Source organism: Ruegeria sp. P10 (genome assembly GCF_056534925.1).
Window position 1 is genome coordinate 169,343 of sequence record NZ_JBQERJ010000005.1, and the last position, 19,588, is coordinate 188,930.

Annotated in this window: 22 protein-coding genes, 1 tRNA gene and 1 pseudogene; 15 read left to right on the top strand and 9 right to left on the bottom strand. The window is 58.6% G+C overall.

Features of this window, described 5'->3' with window-relative positions:
• The first annotated feature begins 53 nt into the window (after positions 1-53).
• The 3 genes from ACR0FB_RS10445 to ACR0FB_RS10455 all read left to right on the top strand — a co-directional run bounded on the left by ACR0FB_RS10445 (position 54) and on the right by ACR0FB_RS10455 (position 1,691).
• Positions 54-251, top strand: coding sequence for a CsbD family protein (locus ACR0FB_RS10445; RefSeq protein WP_171116905.1), 198 nt, complete (start codon positions 54-56; stop codon positions 249-251).
• A 94-nt stretch (positions 252-345) separates the two neighbouring features.
• The gene (locus ACR0FB_RS10450; RefSeq protein WP_171635508.1) at positions 346-966 is read left to right on the top strand and encodes a PRC-barrel domain-containing protein; all 621 of its coding nucleotides are present in this window, start codon (positions 346-348) and stop codon (positions 964-966) included.
• Positions 967-1,121: 155 nt separating this feature from the next.
• Positions 1,122-1,691, top strand: coding sequence for a PRC-barrel domain-containing protein (locus ACR0FB_RS10455; RefSeq protein ID WP_480620573.1), 570 nt, complete (start codon positions 1,122-1,124; stop codon positions 1,689-1,691).
• Between the two features lie 87 nt (positions 1,692-1,778).
• Here the strand turns inward: ACR0FB_RS10455 and ACR0FB_RS10460 are convergent, their stop codons facing one another.
• On the bottom strand, positions 1,779-2,528 hold the full coding sequence (locus ACR0FB_RS10460; protein WP_171635504.1) for a Crp/Fnr family transcriptional regulator: 750 nt from the start codon (positions 2,526-2,528) through the stop codon (positions 1,779-1,781).
• 63 nt (positions 2,529-2,591) lie between these two features.
• On the opposite strand from ACR0FB_RS10460, the gene ACR0FB_RS10465 reads away from it, so the two are divergent.
• Positions 2,592-2,990, top strand: a complete 399-nt coding sequence (locus tag ACR0FB_RS10465; protein ID WP_171724069.1) for a hypothetical protein — start codon at positions 2,592-2,594, stop codon at positions 2,988-2,990.
• A 93-nt stretch (positions 2,991-3,083) separates the two neighbouring features.
• On the opposite strand, the gene ACR0FB_RS10470 is transcribed toward ACR0FB_RS10465, so the two are convergent.
• Positions 3,084-3,275, bottom strand: a complete 192-nt coding sequence (locus ACR0FB_RS10470) for a PLDc N-terminal domain-containing protein (protein ID WP_171172676.1) — start codon at positions 3,273-3,275, stop codon at positions 3,084-3,086.
• 187 nt (positions 3,276-3,462) lie between these two features.
• On the opposite strand from ACR0FB_RS10470, the gene ACR0FB_RS10475 reads away from it, so the two are divergent.
• A complete protein-coding gene (locus ACR0FB_RS10475; RefSeq protein WP_480620575.1) occupies positions 3,463-4,317 on the top strand; it encodes a formate/nitrite transporter family protein in 855 nt (284 codons plus the stop codon).
• A gap of 166 nt (positions 4,318-4,483) precedes the next feature.
• On the opposite strand, the gene ACR0FB_RS10480 is transcribed toward ACR0FB_RS10475, so the two are convergent.
• On the bottom strand, positions 4,484-4,768 hold the full coding sequence (locus tag ACR0FB_RS10480) for a hypothetical protein (protein WP_480491751.1): 285 nt from the start codon (positions 4,766-4,768) through the stop codon (positions 4,484-4,486).
• Positions 4,769-4,891: 123 nt separating this feature from the next.
• Between ACR0FB_RS10480 and ACR0FB_RS10485 the strand changes: the two genes are divergently transcribed.
• From ACR0FB_RS10485 to ACR0FB_RS10500, 4 genes are all read left to right on the top strand, one after another.
• Positions 4,892-5,053 carry a DUF1328 domain-containing protein gene (locus tag ACR0FB_RS10485; RefSeq protein ID WP_093961673.1) on the top strand — a complete coding sequence of 54 codons (162 nt, stop codon included), beginning with the start codon at positions 4,892-4,894 and terminating at the stop codon, positions 5,051-5,053.
• A gap of 51 nt (positions 5,054-5,104) precedes the next feature.
• Positions 5,105-6,730, top strand: coding sequence for an acetolactate synthase large subunit (locus tag ACR0FB_RS10490; RefSeq protein WP_480620577.1), 1,626 nt, complete (start codon positions 5,105-5,107; stop codon positions 6,728-6,730).
• Between the two features lie 70 nt (positions 6,731-6,800).
• A complete protein-coding gene (locus tag ACR0FB_RS10495) occupies positions 6,801-7,301 on the top strand; it encodes a Dps family protein (RefSeq protein WP_171635495.1) in 501 nt (166 codons plus the stop codon).
• Between the two features lie 124 nt (positions 7,302-7,425).
• Complete coding sequence (locus ACR0FB_RS10500) at positions 7,426-7,800, top strand: YidH family protein (protein ID WP_171635494.1); 375 nt, start codon at positions 7,426-7,428, stop codon at positions 7,798-7,800.
• 44 nt (positions 7,801-7,844) lie between these two features.
• On the opposite strand, the pseudogene ACR0FB_RS10505 reads toward ACR0FB_RS10500, so the two are convergent.
• From ACR0FB_RS10505 to ACR0FB_RS10515, 3 genes and pseudogenes are all read right to left on the bottom strand, one after another.
• Positions 7,845-8,373, bottom strand: a pseudogene (locus ACR0FB_RS10505) (integrase core domain-containing protein); the annotation flags it as partial.
• Positions 8,318-9,388 (bottom strand): AAA family ATPase, encoded by a 1,071-nt coding sequence (locus tag ACR0FB_RS10510; protein WP_480620579.1) that lies wholly within the window; start codon positions 9,386-9,388, stop codon positions 8,318-8,320. The gene ACR0FB_RS10510 and the pseudogene ACR0FB_RS10505, both read right to left, overlap by 56 nt.
• Before the next feature lie 307 nt (positions 9,389-9,695).
• Positions 9,696-9,772: transfer RNA gene (locus ACR0FB_RS10515), tRNA-Arg, on the bottom strand.
• Positions 9,773-9,887: 115 nt separating this feature from the next.
• Here ACR0FB_RS10515 and ACR0FB_RS10520 point away from each other — a divergent pair.
• Together ACR0FB_RS10520 and ACR0FB_RS10525 are read left to right on the top strand one after the other, a co-directional pair.
• Entirely contained in the window at positions 9,888-10,913 is a 1,026-nt protein-coding gene (locus tag ACR0FB_RS10520) for a LacI family DNA-binding transcriptional regulator (RefSeq protein WP_171724053.1), read from the top strand.
• On the top strand, positions 10,910-12,130 hold the full coding sequence (locus tag ACR0FB_RS10525) for a winged helix-turn-helix domain-containing protein (protein WP_171724052.1): 1,221 nt from the start codon (positions 10,910-10,912) through the stop codon (positions 12,128-12,130). Before ACR0FB_RS10520 ends, ACR0FB_RS10525 begins: the two co-directional genes overlap by 4 nt.
• Positions 12,131-12,133: 3 nt before the next feature.
• On the opposite strand, the gene ACR0FB_RS10530 is transcribed toward ACR0FB_RS10525, so the two are convergent.
• Together ACR0FB_RS10530 and hpaR are read right to left on the bottom strand one after the other, a co-directional pair.
• Positions 12,134-12,832, bottom strand: a complete 699-nt coding sequence (locus ACR0FB_RS10530; protein WP_480620678.1) for a fumarylacetoacetate hydrolase family protein — start codon at positions 12,830-12,832, stop codon at positions 12,134-12,136.
• Positions 12,833-13,439: 607 nt separating this feature from the next.
• Positions 13,440-13,874: a homoprotocatechuate degradation operon regulator HpaR gene (hpaR, locus tag ACR0FB_RS10535; RefSeq protein WP_171206457.1), complete on the bottom strand. Its 435-nt coding sequence runs from the start codon at positions 13,872-13,874 to the stop codon at positions 13,440-13,442.
• Between the two features lie 232 nt (positions 13,875-14,106).
• On the opposite strand from hpaR, the gene ACR0FB_RS10540 reads away from it, so the two are divergent.
• Positions 14,107-14,877, top strand: coding sequence for an HpcH/HpaI aldolase family protein (locus ACR0FB_RS10540; protein WP_480620582.1), 771 nt, complete (start codon positions 14,107-14,109; stop codon positions 14,875-14,877).
• Between the two features lie 4 nt (positions 14,878-14,881).
• Here the strand turns inward: ACR0FB_RS10540 and ACR0FB_RS10545 are convergent, their stop codons facing one another.
• Positions 14,882-16,024, bottom strand: coding sequence for a DUF3095 domain-containing protein (locus tag ACR0FB_RS10545; protein ID WP_171635484.1), 1,143 nt, complete (start codon positions 16,022-16,024; stop codon positions 14,882-14,884).
• Positions 16,025-16,165: 141 nt separating this feature from the next.
• Between ACR0FB_RS10545 and ACR0FB_RS10550 the strand changes: the two genes are divergently transcribed.
• The 3 genes from ACR0FB_RS10550 (at position 16,166) to ACR0FB_RS10560 (ending at position 19,531) form a co-directional block, all read left to right on the top strand.
• Positions 16,166-17,338: an MFS transporter gene (locus tag ACR0FB_RS10550; RefSeq protein WP_480486124.1), complete on the top strand. Its 1,173-nt coding sequence runs from the start codon at positions 16,166-16,168 to the stop codon at positions 17,336-17,338.
• Between the two features lie 19 nt (positions 17,339-17,357).
• Positions 17,358-18,413, top strand: coding sequence for a glycosyltransferase family 4 protein (locus tag ACR0FB_RS10555; RefSeq protein ID WP_480620584.1), 1,056 nt, complete (start codon positions 17,358-17,360; stop codon positions 18,411-18,413).
• A 95-nt stretch (positions 18,414-18,508) separates the two neighbouring features.
• The gene (locus tag ACR0FB_RS10560; RefSeq protein ID WP_480620585.1) at positions 18,509-19,531 is read left to right on the top strand and encodes an aspartate-semialdehyde dehydrogenase; all 1,023 of its coding nucleotides are present in this window, start codon (positions 18,509-18,511) and stop codon (positions 19,529-19,531) included.
• Positions 19,532-19,588: the final 57 nt, after the last annotated feature.

The window sequence follows — 19,588 nt, forward strand, 5'->3', positions numbered from 1 at the left end:
TCGAGTTTGGTGCGTTTCACTGGCAGCGACGAAGCAATCGAAAGGAATTTACGATGAACTGGGACCAAATTCTTGGACGCTGGACCGAATTCAAAGGCAAGCTGATCGAGCGTTTCGGCGATTTGACCGATGATGAGATCGAGCAAGCCCGCGGCGATCGCGAGCAACTGGAAGGCATCATCCAAAAGAAATACGGAGATTCGAAAGAAGACGTTCGGGAAATCGTGGATCGCCTGATCAAGGACATGTAGCCCAAAGGTGGATGCCCATATTGTGTGGGGTGGCGTCAAATCGGTGGCGCCCCACGCACTCCCAAGATAGACCCCAAAGGTAATCACCACCGCTATGAAACTGTCTGACCTCATCAATAAGCCCGTTGTCCCAGCTGGGACCGACCACGCGATTGGTCGCGTTTCCGATATCGCTATTAGCGCTGGGCAGACCGAGTTGGAGTACGTCTTGGTCAATTTGAGCGTGGCCGGAGGGAATGACCCGGTGGCTTTCACCGCCGATACGCTCGAACTTGGTGCAAGCGTGATAGAGTGCGCGTTTTCCCATCAGCAATTGCATCACCTTCGCCAGCGCAAAGAAGACGAAGATCCCCTTGCAGTGGACATCAAAGGCCTGCCGCCCCTGGTCGTAGGGCCGTTCGGCAACGCGATTGCGCCGGTTGTGATGGGGGCGGTCCTGAATGACGCTCTCCGCCAACGCCCGCAACCCACGCCACCTGGTAGCAACTTCCGATGGTTTACGAAGTTGCGGGGCAACCCCGTGTTTGACGCTACTGGTGAGTTGGGCAAATTAAAGGATATTGAGTTCGACCCTGACACCAAGGTTCTGCGGTTTCTCTTGATCGACGGGCGACCAGATATCCTGAGTTTTCCGTTCGCTGAGTTACGCAATATTCCCGACGACGAACACTACATGGTTCTGTCCACATCTTCCGATCCGCTGCACCCGGTCTGAAGGTCTGACCACGGCTTGTCAAACCGCGCAGTTGCGCGGTTTTTTTCTTTTTAAAACAGATATTTTTGCACTTTTCTGGGAACAAGTCGCGGCGTCATTCGTTTGTTCAACAAGACCGCGGGAAATGCGGTCAGAACAGACCAAAGGAGTGAGCTATGAAACGTTTTCTGACCACAACTTCGATCGTTCTGGTGATGTCGGCATCGGCCTATGCAGAAAGCTCGAATGTCGAAGAAGTCGGCAAGAACCTGGAAGAGGCAGCCGAGGCAGCCGGTGATGCGCTGTCCAATACCGCGCAGGACATCAAGAACGCCGCCCGGAACACGGCGGAAGACGTCGACCAGGCAGCCGAAGCAACTGGTGAGTACATCAGCGAAAAAGCCGGACAGATGGCCGATGCAGTTGATCCAACCACCATCGACATCACGGGCTATGTCCCCGTTGCCCAAGACACCATCCCGGCCAAAGATCTGACCGGCATGCGCGTCTATGACGTCTCGCAAGAGTGGATCGGTGAGATCGAAGAGGTTGTCGTTGACATGGACGGATCGGTTGATGGGGCCGTGATTGGCGTCGGCGGGTTCCTCGGCTTGGGGGAAAAGGATGTTCTGATCGATTTCTCGCGCGTGTCGCTGATGCGTGAAATCGATGGTGACACCACCTATGCCTTCGTTCATGCCGACAAGGAGATGCTGAAGGATATGCCGTCCTACGAAGGGTCGTAAACCGGCTCTTCAGTCGCAAAACTCGTGATCAAGCCGCCGGCCGATTTTTCGGTCGGCGGTTTTTCAATTCCTGTCCATCCGCCACGTTTAGATCAGCGGGCGCGGAACGGCTTCGGTGATTTCGACCAAGCCAAGCTCGGCCAGACCCTCAAGGTCGTTAATCTGCAGCACATTGTTGGACCACTCGGCCAAGCCGAGATCCTTCAGTCGGCGCAGGGTCTTGTTCGTGTGAACCAGAGACAAGCCCAACGCATCCGCAAGATCCTGCTGCCGGTAGGGCAGCGGACACCGCAAGCCTTTTGCCAATCCGACGGCCTGCGACCGTGTGTAAAACCGGTGCAGGCTCCACGCGATCTTCTCGATCGCGCCGCGCTGGCCAACGGTTGTCAGGGCGTCGCCCAGAAAATGCTCTTCGACGGCGGCCAGGAATGTCAGGTCAAAGGCGCGATCAGGCTGGTTCTGATATAATTCGAACAGCCGCGAGCGATTGAACACGCACAGCCGCATCGCGGTTGTCGCTTCGACGGAGTGCCGCATCTCGCCCATGACCCCAGCCTGCAGCCCGACGAGATCGCCTGGAAGCACAAAGCCGATGACCTGCCTGCGACCATTTTCCAGCGTTTTATAACGAACGCCCATCCCGCTCAGAACCGTGAACAGATGCGCGGATTTCGCACCCTCGATGAACAGTTGCGTTCCGGGTTCGGCCTGCATCTCGCCGGTTTTGAACCTCTGCATGAATCGCAGGTCGTCTTCCGAGAACGGCAGGAAGACGTCCATCTGCCTCAGCGGACAGTCCGCACATGCGATTAGAGAATTTTTTCGTTGCTGTGTCATAGTTTATTGCGGCGCTGTGGGATTGCCCTAGGGTGGCATCGAACAGATTTCAGGATGGTATTTATGGAAGCCTCTTCCCGCAGCGTAGCAGATGTTTTGATTGTTACGGAAAACTTTATCGAAGCAGCGGACATCAGTGACGCCATCCCCGGAGTTCCAACCGATCGCATTGTCCATATCCGCGAGCTGCACGCGGGCAGGCATTTCTGGCAGGAGCCCAAATTCGCCCCAGCCTTGAGCGTTCTGAGCTATCGCAGAAGTGAGACGTCATTTGACGCCGTCGCGCGGCTGTTGGCCGAGCGCGGCAGTGCGCTGTTGCTGTTGGACCCGTCCCCCGAGGTGCAAGCGCAATTTGAATGTGCGGCACTGATACGGCCTTTTACGGCCGCAGATCTTGCCCGCAAGATCGCAGCCATTGATTTTAGTGGGAACGGCTTGAAGATCGGTTCTGATCCTGGGTGAGACGGCGAAGGGTGCATTGTGCCCCCCAGATCCTTGAACCAAAAAAAGCGCGGCCGATGCCGCGCTTTTTTGTACCGAAAATCTCCGCGCTGATCAGATCGCGCTGCGCGCTGCCTTCGGGCCAAAGATCAGCCAGCAGATGAAGCCGACGACCGGAAGCAACAGAACGAAAAGGACCCACAGGATTTTTGCACCGGTCGTCGCAGACGAGCCGATGATCGAGATAATGGCCCAGATCGACAAAACCAGGACGATCAGACCGCCAATGCCATACACTTCCACCATACCGAAGTTCCTTTCGAGTTACTTGTCGTTGTTCCTACAAGGACACAACGCGATAGGTGGCCAAAAGTTCCCGACAAAGATCTGGGTGTGATCCCAGCTCTCGCACGAGGCTTGAGGATTTTTGCGCCTAATGGAACAAAAACGACCGGCAGAACGTTGGGTTTGAAGGTCGATACAAGGGGTCAAAATGTCCAATACACACAACGCGCCGCGAAAAGATCTTGTCGAGAAAGAGAGCGAGCGCGAAGCGGTCGAAGAAGCGTCCGGCCTGTCTCCGCGCCTGATTTTCGAGACCATCCGCCAAAACGGCGAGGAGGAACTGGACCGCCCGACCAAAGCGTTGTTCTGGTCCGGGATTGCCGCTGGAGTGCTGATCAGCTTTTCGGTGCTGGGTGAAGCGATTTTGCGGGCACATCTGCCCGAAACCAGCGGGCGCTTCCTGGTCGAGAACCTGGGCTATTCCCTCGGCTTTGTCCTGGTCATTTTGGGGCGGATGCAATTGTTCACAGAGAACACGATAACGACCGTCGTTCCAGCCATGATAAATCCGTCCGTCGCGTGCTTCACCAAAACCGCCAGGCTGTGGGCAATCGTTCTGGGTTCCAATGTGCTGGGGGCGTTTGCGATATCTGCCTTCCTGATCCATACGCCGGTGTTGTCGCCCCAACTCGTCGCGGTCATCAACGACCTGAGCCACCACGCCACCGGCATGGGCGCCTGGGTTGGCTTTCTGCGCGGAATACCGGCGGGGATCCTGATTGCGGCGATCGTTTGGATGCTGCCTTCGGCACAGAACAACGAGGTGCTGGTCATCGTAATCTTCACTTGGATGATTGCGGCCGGTGACTTTACCCACGTCGTTGCCGGATCGGTGGAAATGGCGGTTCTGATGCTTCAGGGGCAGTTTCCACCAGGCGCAGCCGTTTTCAGCTTTTTCCTGCCCGTTCTGGCCGGCAACATCATCGGAGGAACCGCTGTCTTCACGATGCTGGCCTACGCCCAGATCAAACCCGAAATAGAAGAAGACCCAAAGCGCGGCTGAGGCGCTTTGGGCCTTTGGGATGGCGGGTTGGTTGGCGTGGCAGTGACGAATAGCGCTGTCAGCGATTCCTGATGAAGAACCAGATCAGTAGACCGGCCAAACCCAAGCCGAGCATGGCCGGCAATACGTACTCGATGCCCATATCGGTCGCGAAGTATCGCGTGTTCTAACCGCGGTCCGCCTTGCGAAACGCGAGGCCCAGCAGGACACCCACGCCCAACGCTCCGACCATAGCCAGACCCGGGTTCTCGCGCACGAATGCGGCACTTTTCTCGGATGTCAGTGTCAGCTGCTTTTGCGCCTCGTCGCGCGCCGTCTTCAACGTGTCACGCGTTGCGGTTACGCCATCTTCCAACGCTGATTTGGCCTCCTTGGCCACTTCTTCGATCCGCGCCGCCATCTCCACATGCGGAGTGTCCTGAGGGGCCTTTTTCGCCGTTTTCTGTGTCATGTCAGATCTCCTTTCATCGACCCAACGCGGGCGCTCGTCAAAGGTTCCACCAAAATGACCCGGAACCAATCTGGGGTTCCAAGCGTTAACCCGTCAGTAGCCACAGAAATGAAAGGAAATCCCATGTTGTCCTGGGCGCTGATCTTTTTCGCACTTGCTATCGTTGCTGGCATCTTCGGGTTTGGCGGCATCGCGTCGGCCTCGGCCGGTATTGCGCAGATCCTTTTCGTGATCTTTCTGGTCCTGTTCATCGGTTCGCTGATCTTGCGGCTGATCCGTGGGTGAGCCCCCGCGCATCCCCATTCCCTGAAACAGTACCCCGAGGTTCAAAGCCCTATGAAAGATGCCGTCCATACCCAAACCGCCGCCGAATTGCTGGTTGCCTGCCTGGAAGCCAACGGCGTGGCCTGTGCATTCGGTGTTCCGGGTGAGGAAACAACCGATCTGATCGCCGCAATCGACAAGTCGAGCATCGACTTCGTCCTGTGCCGGCACGAGCAATCGGCGGCGTTCATGGCATCGGTTCACGGGCGTTTGACGGGGAACCCGGCGGTATGCCTCTCGACACTTGGACCTGGGGCGACCAACCTTGTCACCGGTGTGGCTGACGCCACGCTTGACCATGTGCCGCTTATCGCCCTCACGGGACAGGGTGCGCGGTCCAGGCTGGGCCGCGAAAGCCATCAGATCATCGATCTCGAAGCACTCTTCGCGCCAGTCACCAAGTTGAGCCGAACGCTGATGGTCGCGGATGAAATTCCCCAAGTCGTCGCCGAGGCCGTGCGGTTGAGCAAGCTCGACAAGCCCGGTGCCGTCCATCTTTCCCTGCCCGAGGATCTGGCCGAGGTTCCGATTCTGGCCGAACCTTTCGTGGCGCCGCCGACAGCCGAGGTGCGGCCGGCGACCGATGCGGTCATCCGTGCAGCGCGCCTGCTGGCCGAGGCAAACAAGCCCTTGATTCTTGCAGGACACGGGGTGATCCGATCCGGCACGGCAAGCGACGTGCGGGCACTTTCAGAAAGCCTTTCCGCCCCGGTCGTCACGACATTCATGGCCAAAGGCGTTTTGCCGCCGGGGCACCCGCTCTCGCTGCATTCGGTCGGTCAACCGGGCAAAGAATTGGTGTCTGAAGCCTTCGACCTGTGCGATCTGATCATTGCCATCGGGTTTGACCCGGTTGAATATCCAACCTCGAACATCTCGATGGGCGGTAAGAAGCCGGTTCTCGAGATCTCGGACGTGGCCTCGGCGGTTGATGTGGACTGGCCGGTAAAGGCCGCTCTGACTGGGGATCTTCCGCACTGCATTGACGTTCTGGCGAAGGCCACGGCCGAACGTTCCGCGCAAAGCTGGTTCAAAAGTCTCCAGCGGAGGATTGACGCCTCGCTGGAAGGTGGGCCAACACCTTCCGATGCCGCCTGTGTCGCGCCGTCGAACATTTGTCAGGCGATTTCCGAAACGCTTCGCGAAGGCGACGTTCTGTTGTCTGGTGTGGGCTTGCACAAACTTTGGGTCGCCAGCAAGGTTCAAGCGCGCCGGGCAGGGCAAATCATCATTCCGAACGGCCTGGCCGGTATGGGCCTTGCGCTGCCCGGAGCGATTGAGGCGGCCCGTCTGTTGGACGAGGGTCGGGTAATCGCCGTTTGCGGTGATGGGGACTTCCTGATGAACGTTCAGGAGATGGAGACGGCGGCCCGGTTGTGCGTGCCCGTGACTGTTCTGGTCTGGGAAGACAACGGCTATGGTCTGATCGACGAAAAACAACCAGGTGCGCGCGAGTTTTCCTTCGGCAACCCCGATTGGGAGTCACTGGCCCGATCCTTTGGCTGGGTCTATCACGACATCGAAAGCCACAGCAAACTTGCTCCTGCGCTGCAGGCGGCTGCCGACGTCGCCGTTCCGACTTTGCTGCGGGTGTCGGTCGACTATTCGGCTGATGGCGGAATGCCCACTGTCACCTGATTTTTTTCGTCGAAAGTGGAACAACGCCAGGCTTTGGGCGTTTCTTCCCCAGTAGAAAAAAGGAGTTGTCATGACCGACGCATTGAACGTTGTCCCGAACGAAAACCCCGTTTCCACTGGCGTGCGCGACACCGCGCCCTTGGCCAAGGGTCTGGCTGATGTTCTGGCCGACACCTACCGGCTGACCTTCAAGACACATGCGTATCACTGGAACGTGGAAGGCCCGCTGTTCTATTCGATCCACAAGCTGACCGAAGAACAGTACGAAAACATGTTCGCCGCTGCTGATGAGATCGCGGAACGCATCCGCGCGCTGGGTCATCTGGCACCCTCGCGCATGTCCGACATCCTGGATTTCTCGGTCATCAAGGACCGCGAAGGGGACCTGACCGCCGCCGACATGATCGAAGATCTGGCTGCTGATCACGAGCGGGTGGCGCACCGCCTGCACGCCTTGACCGAGCTTGCAGGCAGCCGCAAAGACGTCGTGACTGAAGATCTGGCGACCGAACGTTCGGCATTTCACGAGCAGGCAGCTTGGATGCTGCGGGCGATCTCCAAATCAAGCTGACGCGGTGTCCGGGCGCGTTTGGCATTTCGAGATCCAACTGCGCGCGCTTAAGGTCTTGTGCAGGCTTGCCGAAAAATAGGCTAGCCTGCACATTCTGATCTGGTGACCAGTCCAAAGGGTGGCAATGTCTGATAAAAACACGAAAAGCCAAAACTTGGCCGAAGAGCGGACCGACTGGGCCGAAGACCGCACCATTTTGGCCAATGAGCGCACGTTTGCGGGTTGGATGAGAACCGGGATGGCATGCGTGGCCATCGCCCTTGGCCTCAAGGCCGTATTTTCCGCCGTCGAGCCCGAGTGGTTGGCGAAAGCCGCAGCCACTCTTTTTGGGTTGATCTCGCTGCTGATCTATTGGGGAGCGTGGATGAACGCACGCCGCGTGTATTCCCGATTGGAAGCGCACAGCGCCCAACCGGCATCTCGCTTCCACTTGCAATTGGTTGTTGGAAGCCTGTCCCTCGGATCAATCGCATGTTGCCTTGTGTTGTGGCTTGTCTAAGTAAGGCACCTGGCGTGCCCCCGTCGGGTGGTCCGGTCTGATTGTTAGTTCATCGTCGGCCTCTGGTCCACCGGCACGATGCATTCTGACGCGGGCGGACGGTAGCCCAGTGCACTGTGTCCTGACGGTATTGTAGTGGACACGCCATTGCTCGATCAGGAATCTGGCTTCCTTTAGGCTATAGAATAGCTCGCCGTTGAGCAGTTCATCGCGGAACCGTGCGATGAAGCTTTCGCAGAAGCCGTTTTCCCAAGGTGACCCCGGCTCGATGTAGGCCGTTTTGGCGCCGACGGCCGCGATCCAGTCCTGCACCTTCTGCGCAATGAACTCGGGGCCGTTGTCGGACCTGATGTATTCCGGCGGTCCCCGCAGAATGAAAAGGTCCGTCAGCGCATCCAGCACGTCGGTCGAGTTGAGCTTGCGATCAACGCGGATCATCAGCGCCTCACTGGTGTATTCGTCGATGATGTTCAGGGTACGGTAGGCCCGCCCATCGGCGGTTCGATCTTGGACGTAATCATAGGACCAGACGTGGTTGGGCCGCTCTGGCCGAAGCCGAACGCACGACCCGTCTGCTGCCCGGCAGGGCATTGCGCAGCAATGTCCCGAGAGGGTTCAGCCAGAGTCCCCGCCGCGCGGCTTCGTTTATGGCGAAGTCCCTTAACTGCCCCGTGGTCAGGTCCGGCAGGTCCAGCACAACGCAGCGGCTCTGAAACGGTTCTGGCAGGCCCTGCCGGCTGTTCGCCGTCATCACCCAGTTGACCCAGGACATGTCCATCTTGACCTGGAAGAACGGGCATTCCCAGGTCGCCGCCGTCATCCGCTCCAGCAGCGGCAGCAGGGCGTCAGTCAGCGTGTGCCGCGTGCCTTTGTTGGAGTGGACCTCGTCGGCCTTTTCGATCTCGTCGATGATGACCAGCGGCCCGCCATGCCGGTTGTTCAGGACCGTGTTGACCAGTTTGCCCGCATGGGCGCTGCCCCAGCCGCGCTGGGATCCGGTGAGCGCGAAGGACGCCGGCTTGCCCGTTGCATCAATATTGGTCGCAGGGACCTCCAGATGGTGGGCCAGTCGCCGGGCCCAGAAGCTCTTGCCGATACCAGGCGGGCCGTTCAGGATCAGCGGGGCGAAGCGGACACCCGGCAGGCCCTCGCGTGTCGAGGCCCGCAACCCGTGCCAGACGGCTTCGGTGGCGGGCGCCATCCAGGGCATCTCAGCATGCAAGGCGGTCGCGATCTCGTCCGCCTCGTGTTCGGTGGTGATGCGGCTGACCGGCAGTCCGCCACGAATGGGCGTCAGCTTCGCGCGGTTTTCCTCGCTGAGGTGAGACAGACCAGACAGGGCGTCCAGCCGTTGCACGTAGCGGTGCGCGCGACGCCGGATCTTCCGCCGCTCGGCCTCATTCAGATAGTCGAAGAACTGGTCCATCTTGTCGCGGGCGCCTTCATCGTCACCGGTCTGCGCCGCCTGGCGTTGCCTGCGGAGGCCGCGCAGGAATGTTTTCAGGCGCCGTTCGACCGCGTGCAGCGTCGGCAGGTCGTCTTCGAAACGCAGCGCATGAAATGGATTCGTGGTGGTGGCACGGGGCATCGCAGAATCCTTTCGAGGCGCGACGGGGCTTGCCGCGCCGTTGTCCACACCGCCGGGGCTGGCGGGACTGATGGGTGTGAAAGGTTCCGGAACCTGTGAAACGATTAGGGAACAACTAACGTGCTGCGTGTCAACGCATCCTGGTTGGGTTGCGCCATCGAACCCGGCCGGAATGAACGAACCGATCCACGACACACAAGTTGTTGAAAGAACTGCGCTAAAAGGAAGGTAGATTCGAGGGCAATTCAAAAAACCGTTTTTTGTCGTAAAAACGGACTTTGGATGTCGAACGTCAATCTGGGAAAACTGGCGACCCCGGCAGGATTCGAACCTGCAACCTGCCCCTTAGGAGGGGGCTGCTCTATCCAGTTGAGCCACGGGGCCGCGCCCTGCCTTCTGTAACCGGGATTTTCCGGGTTGTCATCGCCTTTGCACAATTGTTGTACACACCGACCTGTTCACGCTAGCATCGGACAAAACAACAACGCAGGTGCCTCCCGTGAACAGTGAAACCAAACGCCCGCTTACCCTTCGTGATGTGTCCGAGGCTTCCGGTGTCTCAGAGATGACGGTGAGCCGGGTTCTGCGTAACCGGGGGGATGTGTCCGACGCCACCCGCACCCGCGTTCTGGCCGCCGCCAAAGAGCTGGGATATGTCCCCAACAAGATCGCGGGCGCCCTGGCATCCAGCCGGGTCAACTTGGTCGCGGTGATCATCCCCTCACTTTCGAACATGGTATTTCCCGAGGTGATGACCGGCATCAATCAGGTGCTCGAAGATACCGAACTGCAACCCGTGGTTGGCGTGACGGATTATCTGCCCGAAAAAGAGGAAAAAGTGCTGTACGAGATGCTCTCGTGGAGACCCTCGGGCGTGATCATTGCAGGGCTGGAACACACCGACGCGGCGCGCGCCATGCTGGATTCGGCTGGCATTCCGGTGGTCGAGATCATGGATACCGACGGCAAACCTGTCGACGCGATGGTCGGCATCTCGCATCGCCGCGCCGGGCGCGAAATGGCGCAGGCGATCCTGAAGGCCGGGTATCAGCATATCGGCTTTATGGGCACCAAGATGCCGCTGGATCACCGCGCCCGAAAACGCTTTGAAGGGTTTACGGAAGTGCTGGGCAAACACGGGATCGAGATCGAAGATCGCGAGTTCTATTCCGGTGGCTCTGCCCTGGCCAAAGGGCGCGAGATGACACAGGCCATGCTTGATCGGTCACCCGATCTGGATTTCCTGTATTATTCCAACGACATGATCGGAGCTGGTGGTCTGTTGTACCTGCTGGAGCAAGGCGTGGATATCCCGGGGCAGATCGGTCTGGCGGGGTTCAACAACGTGGAACTTTTGCAGGGTCTTCCGCGCAAATTGGCGACGATGGATGCCTGTCGTCTGGACATAGGACGTCAGGCCGCGCAGATCATCGCTCAACGCCTGAAGGACCCGGAGGCCGAAATCGAGACACGGGTCACGCTGACCCCCAAGATCAGCTATGGCGACACTCTGAAACGACGATGAATGCGCCCCTGAAGCGGCTCGACAACCGGACGGCCCGCGCCGTTTTCCTGGATCGCCATGCTTTGGCCGAACAGCCTGCGGGCGCGGCCAAGGGCGCCGGGCTTCTTGACCTTGTCCAGCGGTTGGGGTTCGTGCAGCTCGACAGCATCAACACCGTTGCCCGCGCTCATGACATGATCCTGTTTTCCCGACGGCCTGCGTATCGCAGCGCCAACCTGAAAAGGCTCTATGAAAGGGAAAAAGCGCTGTTCGAACACTGGACACATGATGCGGCCGTAATCCCCATGTCGTTCTATCCGCACTGGCATCTGCGCTTTCAGCGTGATGCGGATCTGTTGAAGGCACGCTGGAAGAACTGGCGGCGGGATGGGTTCGAGCAACAGTTCGAGACTGTCTTGCAACACATCCGCGACCACGGGCCCGTGTGTTCGTCAGACGTTGGCAAGGATGAAAAGAAAGGCTCGGGCGGTTGGTGGGACTGGCACCCGTCAAAAACCGCATTGGAGTTTCTGTGGCGTTCCGGGGCCCTGACCGTTGTGGGCCGCGACGGGTTTCAGAAACGGTATGATCTGACTGAACGTGTGATCGAAACCCGCCTGTGCCCCGGGAACATGGCCTGTGATGCGACGGCGACCGTGGATTGGCTGTGCAACGCAGCGCTGGACCGGTTGGGCTTTGCCACGTCCGGCGAGCTGGCCGCGTTCTGGGGCACGGTTACCACCGCCGAAGCCAAAGACTGGTGTGCCACGGCGTTGGCTCAAGGCAATATCGAAGAGATCGAGGTCACTTGCGCCGATGGACGCCTGCGCAAAACCTTTGCCCGCCCTGAATTGATGGATCGGGCAACCGACTTGCCGCAACCGCCTGGTCGGATCCGAGTGCTCAGCCCGTTTGACCCCATGCTTCGGGACAGAAACCGGGCCGAGCGGCTGTTTGGCTTTCACTATCGCATCGAAATTTTCGTGCCCGAAGACAGGCGCACATATGGGTATTACGTCTTCCCCTTGCTTGAAGGCGATCGATTGATCGGCCGGATCGACATGAAGGCGCATCGCGATCGCGACCTGCTGCATGTCAAAGCGCTCTGGCCCGAACGCGGAGTGCGCTGGTCTGACGCCCGCACCCGCCGCCTGAACGCTGAGCTGGACAGGGTGCGTAGGCTGGCAGGCGTCACGCATGTAGAGTTCGCAATTGACTGGCTGAAAGACCCTAAATAGGGTCTATCCGACGTCAGACAGCGTGAGCTGAATCGGCTCCAGCCCATCGATTTCACCAGTCAGAACATCTCCTGCTACAACCGGGCCCACGCCAGCGGGCGTGCCGGTCAGGATCAGATCGCCGGGGCGCAGATGGTAAAAACCGGACAAGTGCACAACGATTTCGTCTATCTTCCAAATCAGCTCTTCCAGTGTCGCGTTCTGGCGCAGTTCGCCGTTTACACTGAGGCGGATGTGTTTGTTTTCGTCCGGTGACCAGGCAGCGGTGGGCGTCAGCGGTGCGAATACCGCTCCGTTTTCGACGTCTTTGCCCAGATCCCAGGGTCGCTGCTTGTTTCGCTCGCGGATTTGCAGGTCGCGGCGGGTCATATCAAGCGCACAGCCATAGGCGTAGACAGCATCCCATGCCTGCGCACGGGTGGTCCGAAACACAGGCTTTCCAATCGCCAATGCCAATTCCATCTCATGATGGTAATTCTCGGTCCCGGCTGGATACGGGACGGTCGAACCAGTCAGAATCGCGTTTGGCGCAGATTTGGTGAAATAGAATGGTGCTTCGCGATCCACTTCATTCCCCATCTCGGCAGCATGGGCCGCGTAGTTTCGACCGACGCAGAAAATGCGCCCAACAGGATACCCTGCGGTCTCGCCAACAATGGGGATGGTGATTGGATCGGGAAGGGAAAACACACTGTTCGACATGTTGGTTCCTGAATATTGCTTTGCCGTCATCTTACGCCTGCCAGAACAGTCAGCAAGCCGGGAAAGCGCGCTGGATTTCGCCGCTATCCAAGAGTTGTTTCAGCGCGAACCTGCTCAATTCTGACCTGAAAGAAAACCGCCGTATCAAAACAAGTGCATATCCGTCTTTATGGACGCATCAAGGTACAAACAAATCGGGTTAACACTTGGCTCAGACGAAAGTCGGGCTAGGTACTGAGGAAGACTGGTTTGACGCATCCATCTTATGAGATGCGAAGACAGCAACACCGCGCCCTTGGCACCATAAGCGACCAAAGTGACGCGAGGAAACCACTTGCGGACCCACGTAACGATCGGCAATTGCCTAAGTCTGTTTCGGAGAGCATAGGTGCATGGCCCTTCCCCCAAGGGCCGAAAGACCCTAGTCAGAGCCACATTTCCGGCTCTTCAATACTCCGATGCGCAGGCCGGACCGTCAGGCAAGGCGTGACGCAACCGGCCTCAGGCCAGGCCTAACCCAAATCCAAGTCTGGCCACCCCGTCGGAGATCGCCCCTAAAATCTCCGGCGGGGTCCTTGCAGATGACACCCATGTTCTGCGACCGGCATCAGGTATCCAGGTCGTTCAACTCGTTCAGAAGATCCAGCAACAATTCGTGTTTTTCCGGCCCCAGAAGGGAACGAATGCGTTTCGCCTGTGCCATGCTGGCGGGCTGATTAGCATGAATGATCTGAACGCCACGCTCACCGATCTCGACAATCTGGCGACGCCGGTCCGCCGGATGGCATCGTCGGGAGATCAGGCCGCGATGCTCCAGTTTCTGCAATATCCGTGTCAGGCTTGGCAACAACAGACAGGCGCGTTCGGCAATATGCGTCGGTTCCTGCGGGCCTTCTTCGTTCAATACGCGCAACACGCGCCACTGCTGTTCGGTGACACCGGCGTCGGCCAGCATTGCTCGGATGGGTCCCATAACCTTTTCCCGCGCCCGCAAAAGCGCAATGGGCAAAGATCGCGACGTCAGTGGGAGGTCGTCGGTCATGCCAAAATTATCGCCGAAATCCGTGATTTACGCAAGGGAACCCTCGGCTTTCGGTTTGAAGCACAAGAACCGCAGGGTCGCCGCCGCCCTTGCGTGACACGCCTTTGCCGCCGTCAATCCGATGACGCCAAATTGCATTAAAACTGGACAATTTTGCGCCACGGAAGAAGATGTGGAAACGGCCACTTTCGCGACCACGTCGCGCCGAAGATTTTGCAACAAAGGAAACAGTATGGCTGCGCAGCAAAACGCGTTCAAACAGGCTCTGAAAAAGGGAGAAACCCAGATCGGGTGCTGGATGAGCTTTGCCGAGCCCGCAGCGGCAGAGATGATGGGAACCGCGGGTTTTGATTGGCTGGTAATCGATGGAGAGCATGCCCCTAACGATATCCGGTCGATCCGGGACCAGCTTCTGGCACTTGCGGCAAGCGACTCTCATGCGGTTGTGCGGGTTCCCGTGGGTGAGACCTGGCTAATCAAGATGGTTCTGGATGCGGGTGCTCAGACCATTCTGGTTCCGATCGTGGAAAGTGCCGAGCAGGCGCAAGATCTGGTTCGGGCCTGCCGTTATCCCCCTGCCGGTGTCCGTGGCGTGGGCGCGATGGCATCGCGGGCGACGATGTACGGATCGGTCGGAGATTATATTCAGACCGCAGATCAGGAGATTTGTTTGTTGTTGCAGGTGGAAACCCGCGCCGGAATTGCTGCTCTGGACGACATCCTGGATGTTGAAGGCGTGGATGGCGTATTCATAGGCCCTGCTGATCTGTCGACCGATATGGGCCATCAGGGCAACAGCGCGGCACCCGAGGTGCGCGCGGTTATCCGGGATGCACTGACGCGGATCAAGGCCGCAGGCAAAGCGCCGGGCATTCTGGCCACAAATGACGAGGCCCGTCAGGCATATCTGGATATGGGCGCACAGTTTTTGGCGGTTGGCATTGATGTGATGCTGCTGACGCAAACGGCACGTGATCTCGCCGCACGATGGAAAGCCGACTAACCGCTCAACGGACCATGGCCGCTGCGGCTTGGGCGTATCCGCCCGAGGCACCGTCGACGAAATGCACATGATCGTCCCGTGTGGCCGACGGGACGAAACAGGTCATCATCGCCTCGTCCTGCACGTGCAGACCGTATCGGATTTTGCCGCGCCCGCGCGCTTCTTTCAGCAAGTGTTCGATCTGTCGCAAAGTGGCCGGGTCACAATCCAACGTCATCTTCAGGCCGTCATCGAACTTGCGGAAATCGGCATTGCTGCTGACCATCGTCCTGTAGTGTTCGGGTTCGAACTGTCCCAGCTTCTTGCGTGTTTTGAACAATATCGCGATCAGCAGGTTCTGAAACAGAAGAACGAGCTTGTGCAGAAACAAATTCCGCCCGTTGCGCGAAACATGCGCATCAATGTCGAGGCCGGGGGGCGGCCACGTCATGGGCGGACCATTTACAGGCACCGGATGACCTGCGCGCTCCAGCTCTTCTGACGCGGACAGAACCGATTGCGCAAGGTCGGCAAAGTCGCGTTCAGTTGCCGACGCAGTGGGTTCAACGACCAGTGACACGATCTGACCGTGCCGCGCCGGGCTGTTTGACCATCTGCATGACAGGCCTGTCAGGTCCGGCTGCGCACCCGGTTCGGCAGGCGCGATCATGTGATGGCCCGCTTTCATCTCTGCCTCGGCCCAGGCCAAGCCTCCGCCCGAGAACATGGCATAATCCACCCCGGAAGAGGGCGCAAAACGAGCGACGCGCAAGTCCCTGCCTGCTTTTCGGATATCCGCCACCGACACCAGCGCCGCACGCAACGGCATGGAAAACTCTTCTTCCGCCCAGCGCCGCATGGCTGACAGAGTATCCCGCGCTGCTTCAATTTCGCTGGGGGGGATCGCAAACGCCGCCCCGTCGCCGCCAAAGACATAGGGAAACAACTTGCCGTCCATCGCGTTTATCATCGCCGAGATAACAGCAGCCCCCACGGTGTTGACGGTTTTGTATCGCCCCCGCGCGATCTCGCCGGTTGAATCGACGATGTCGGCAACCCCCAGAAACCAGTCGTCGGGCACCGGCGAAAACTGCGCCGGATCCGCCAGACGGGTGAAATCCCTCAACAGGGGCAGGTTTTCGTAAAATGCGGAATGGAGGTCTTTCATTTTCCCCCTCGAAATCAAACTTCTGGCAATGATAGCCGGAATGCGGCCCGAGTCCTCGTTTTGAAACATAGTACACATGCTTGTGCGTTGCATCATTGCGTGCCAAGCATTCCTTGCGGAAAAGCGGAAAAGAGGCGGAATATGCAGGCGGGTTTGGTGGTTTTGTGCCTGGGCTATGTGCTCAGCCAGTTTTTCCGTGCATTTCTGGCTGTGCTCAGCCTGGATCTTGAACGCGATATCGGCGCTACACCCGAAGATCTGGCCTTTGCATCCGGCCTTTGGTTTCTGGTGTTCGCTGCAATGCAAATCCCGGTCGGCTGGGCGCTGGACAAGGTTGGGCCCAGGCTGACCGCAGCCGCGCTTCTTCTGGTTGGCGGCGCAGGAGGATCCGCAATTTTTGCGGTCGCGACCTCACCGTTGCATGTCAGTGTTGCCATGGGCCTGATCGGGGTTGGGTGCTCTCCGGTTCTGATGGCTTCCTATTTCATCTTTGCCCGCGAATACCCGCCTGCGAAATTCGCGACACTGGCTGCCGTCATGCTGGGTGTTGGCTCGGTGGGCAATCTCGTGGCCTCCTATCCGACTGCGCTTGCGGTCGAATGGATGGGATGGCGCGCCACCATGGTTGGGCTGGCCGTTATATCTGCTGCGATTGCTTTGGGTATTTGGCTGAGCCTGCGCGATCCAGCGAAGGTTGATACGGAACACAAAGGTTCACTTCTGGACCTGCTGAAAGAGCCTGCACTGTGGCTGATCATGCCCTTGATGCTGGTGGCCTATGCGCCCTCTGCCGCGCTGCGCGGGCTATGGGCCGGGCCGTATCTGAACGATGTCTTCGGGCTCAGCACCACCCAGATCGGCACTGCGACACTGGTCATGGGGTCTGCGATGATCGCCGGTACCTTTGTCTACGGACCGCTGGATCGTGTCTTCGGCACTCGGAAGTGGGTTATCTTCACGGGCAACGCGCTGGGTGTCGTGGCGCTGACCCTGCTTTGCGTTTGGATCGACCATGCCACATGGCTGTCCGTTCTGCTGTTGGCCATCATAGGGTTCACCGGGGCCAGTTTTCCGGTCATCATGGCCCATGGTCGGGCCTTCGTTCCCGCCCATCTGGTGGGCCGAGGCGTAACCCTGTTGAACCTTTTCGGAATCGGAGGGGTCGGCATCGCCCAATTTGTCACCGGGCGCATTCATGCCGCCACGGCCCAGGCTGGAACAACCGCGCCCTACACCGCGATTTTCGGGTTTTTTGCGGTAACCCTTGCCATCGGTTGCGTGATTTATCTATTCAGCCAGGATAATGTGGATTGAAGCAATTGCGGAGCAAGCCGTGCAGGATATCGAGGTTATAGCGCCGAACCTGAAACACAGCCTCTCCGGCGTCACCACAACCGTAATCCGCCTGTTGCCGATTCAAAAGCACATGATCAGGATCGTCGCCACGGGACCCGGCCTGCCGGGTGATCTGCCCCATATCCGGTTGATCAAAATTCCGTTCCTTTCGAACAGAACGCTCCGGGTGTGGCATGCACGGCGCAACACCGAAATGCTGATGGGTTTGTTTCTGAAACATGTGCTGCGACGCAATCTGAAACTTCTGTTCACCTCGGCTGCGCAACGAAATCATTCGGGGTTCACCAAGTGGCTGATTTCGAAGATGGATGCGCTGATCGCCACAACGCCGCAAGCGGCGTCGTTTCTGGAACATCCCGCAACCGTCATCATGCACGGTGTGAACACCGAACTGTTTCACCCGGCCGAAGACAAAACCGCCCTGCGGCAGAAGCTGGGGCTGCCGGAAGGGACCTTGATCGGGTGTTTCGGGCGTATTCGACCTCAGAAAGGTGTCGATCTGCTGGTGGATGCGGCGATCGAGATTCTGCCGAACCATCCCGACGCCAGCATCGTGTTCACCGGGCGCGCCACCAAAGAATTTGAAGCGTTCCAACAGGAGCAGGAAGCCAAACTCAAAGCTGCCGGGCTGTCGGAACGGGTGCACTTCCTGGGCGAGCGCCCTTGGGAGGAGATCGTTGAAACCTACCGCGCCCTTGACCTGTTCGTGGCCCCGGCCCGTCACGAAGGGTTCGGCCTTACACCGCTTGAGGCGATGGCCTCCGGCGTGCCTGCAATCGCCTGCCACGGGGTCGGAGCGTTCAGCGCCCAGATCGAGGACGGGAAAACCGGCCGCTTGATCGAAAAGGACAACGCCGGGACGCTGGCTGAAGCACTGGAACAGATGTTGAGCGATCTGGACAAGCTGGTGCAATCCGGTCAGGCCGCAAGACAGCGTGTCGAGCAGCATTTTCGAATCGAAGGTGAGGCCGAGGCCATCGTGCGGGTCTATCGGTCTTTGCTGAACACGGGTGAAAAAGCGCATTCGGGTTAAAATCGACGTCAATTCGGCCAATTCACCCGTGATAGCCCTTTTTTCTTTGCTGCAACGCGGCTATGAACGCGCGTCCTTAACTTTGGAGACATGAAATGGGCTATCGCGTCGTTGTCGCCGGCGCCACGGGTAACGTGGGCCGCGAAATGCTGAACATTCTGGCAGAACGCCAGTTCCCGGTCGATGAACTTGCCGTGCTGGCAAGCCGTCGTTCGCTGGGTACGGAAGTAAGCTTTGGCGACAAGACACTGACCACCCAGGACATCGACACCTTCGATTTCACCGGCTGGGACATGGCCCTGTTCGCCATCGGCTCGGACGCAACCAAGACCTATGCCCCCAAAGCGGCTGCGGCTGGCTGTGTGGTGATCGACAACTCGTCGCTCTATCGCTATGACCCCGAGATCCCTCTGATCGTGCCGGAATGTAACCCGCAAGCGATCCACGACTATAAGAACAAAAACATCATCGCTAACCCCAACTGCTCGACCGCGCAGATGGTTGTCGCGCTGAAACCGCTGCATGACCGTGCGAAGATCAAGCGCGTTGTGGTGTCGACTTATCAGTCGGTTTCCGGTGCCGGTAAGGAAGGCATGGATGAGCTTTGGGATCAGACCAAGGCCATCTACAACCCGACTACCGAAGTTGAGCCGAAGAAATTCCAGAAGCAGATCGCCTTCAACGTCATCCCTCAGATCGACGTCTTCATGGAAGACGGCTCGACCAAGGAAGAGTGGAAGATGGTTGTCGAGACCAAGAAGATCGTCGATCCGTCGATCAAGGTCACAGCCACCTGCGTGCGCGTTCCCGTGTTTGTCGGCCACTCCGAGGCCGTGAACATCGAGTTCGAGGAATTCCTGGACGAAGACGAAGCCCGCGACATCCTGCGCGAAGCACCGGGCATCATGGTGATCGACAAGCGCGAAGCCGGCGGCTACGTCTCGCCGGTCGAATGCGCGGGCGATTTCGCCACGTTCATCAGCCGTATCCGTCAGGACTCGACCATCGAGAACGGTCTGAACCTGTGGTGCGTCAGCGACAACCTGCGCAAGGGCGCCGCCCTGAACGCGGTGCAGATCGCGGAGCTTCTGGGCCGCGAGGTTCTGAAAAAGGGCTGACATCCCGATTTTGGTCAAAGCTTGAGAACCAGGAAACCCGCTGATTGTTCGGCGGGT

Coding starts and splice junctions, on each gene's coding strand:
- ACR0FB_RS10445 (WP_171116905.1), top strand. CDS start 54: ATGAACTGGGACCAAATTCTTGGACGCTGGACCGAATTCAAAGGCAAG.
- ACR0FB_RS10450 (WP_171635508.1), top strand. CDS start 346: ATGAAACTGTCTGACCTCATCAATAAGCCCGTTGTCCCAGCTGGGACC.
- ACR0FB_RS10455 (WP_480620573.1), top strand. CDS start 1,122: ATGAAACGTTTTCTGACCACAACTTCGATCGTTCTGGTGATGTCGGCA.
- ACR0FB_RS10460 (WP_171635504.1), bottom strand. CDS start 2,528: ATGACACAGCAACGAAAAAATTCTCTAATCGCATGTGCGGACTGTCCG.
- ACR0FB_RS10465 (WP_171724069.1), top strand. CDS start 2,592: ATGGAAGCCTCTTCCCGCAGCGTAGCAGATGTTTTGATTGTTACGGAA.
- ACR0FB_RS10470 (WP_171172676.1), bottom strand. CDS start 3,275: ATGGTGGAAGTGTATGGCATTGGCGGTCTGATCGTCCTGGTTTTGTCG.
- ACR0FB_RS10475 (WP_480620575.1), top strand. CDS start 3,463: ATGTCCAATACACACAACGCGCCGCGAAAAGATCTTGTCGAGAAAGAG.
- ACR0FB_RS10480 (WP_480491751.1), bottom strand. CDS start 4,768: ATGACACAGAAAACGGCGAAAAAGGCCCCTCAGGACACTCCGCATGTG.
- ACR0FB_RS10485 (WP_093961673.1), top strand. CDS start 4,892: ATGTTGTCCTGGGCGCTGATCTTTTTCGCACTTGCTATCGTTGCTGGC.
- ACR0FB_RS10490 (WP_480620577.1), top strand. CDS start 5,105: ATGAAAGATGCCGTCCATACCCAAACCGCCGCCGAATTGCTGGTTGCC.
- ACR0FB_RS10495 (WP_171635495.1), top strand. CDS start 6,801: ATGACCGACGCATTGAACGTTGTCCCGAACGAAAACCCCGTTTCCACT.
- ACR0FB_RS10500 (WP_171635494.1), top strand. CDS start 7,426: ATGTCTGATAAAAACACGAAAAGCCAAAACTTGGCCGAAGAGCGGACC.
- ACR0FB_RS10510 (WP_480620579.1), bottom strand. CDS start 9,388: ATGCCCCGTGCCACCACCACGAATCCATTTCATGCGCTGCGTTTCGAA.
- ACR0FB_RS10525 (WP_171724052.1), top strand. CDS start 10,910: ATGAATGCGCCCCTGAAGCGGCTCGACAACCGGACGGCCCGCGCCGTT.
- ACR0FB_RS10530 (WP_480620678.1), bottom strand. CDS start 12,832: ATGTCGAACAGTGTGTTTTCCCTTCCCGATCCAATCACCATCCCCATT.
- hpaR (WP_171206457.1), bottom strand. CDS start 13,874: ATGACCGACGACCTCCCACTGACGTCGCGATCTTTGCCCATTGCGCTT.
- ACR0FB_RS10540 (WP_480620582.1), top strand. CDS start 14,107: ATGGCTGCGCAGCAAAACGCGTTCAAACAGGCTCTGAAAAAGGGAGAA.
- ACR0FB_RS10545 (WP_171635484.1), bottom strand. CDS start 16,024: ATGAAAGACCTCCATTCCGCATTTTACGAAAACCTGCCCCTGTTGAGG.
- ACR0FB_RS10550 (WP_480486124.1), top strand. CDS start 16,166: ATGCAGGCGGGTTTGGTGGTTTTGTGCCTGGGCTATGTGCTCAGCCAG.
- ACR0FB_RS10560 (WP_480620585.1), top strand. CDS start 18,509: ATGGGCTATCGCGTCGTTGTCGCCGGCGCCACGGGTAACGTGGGCCGC.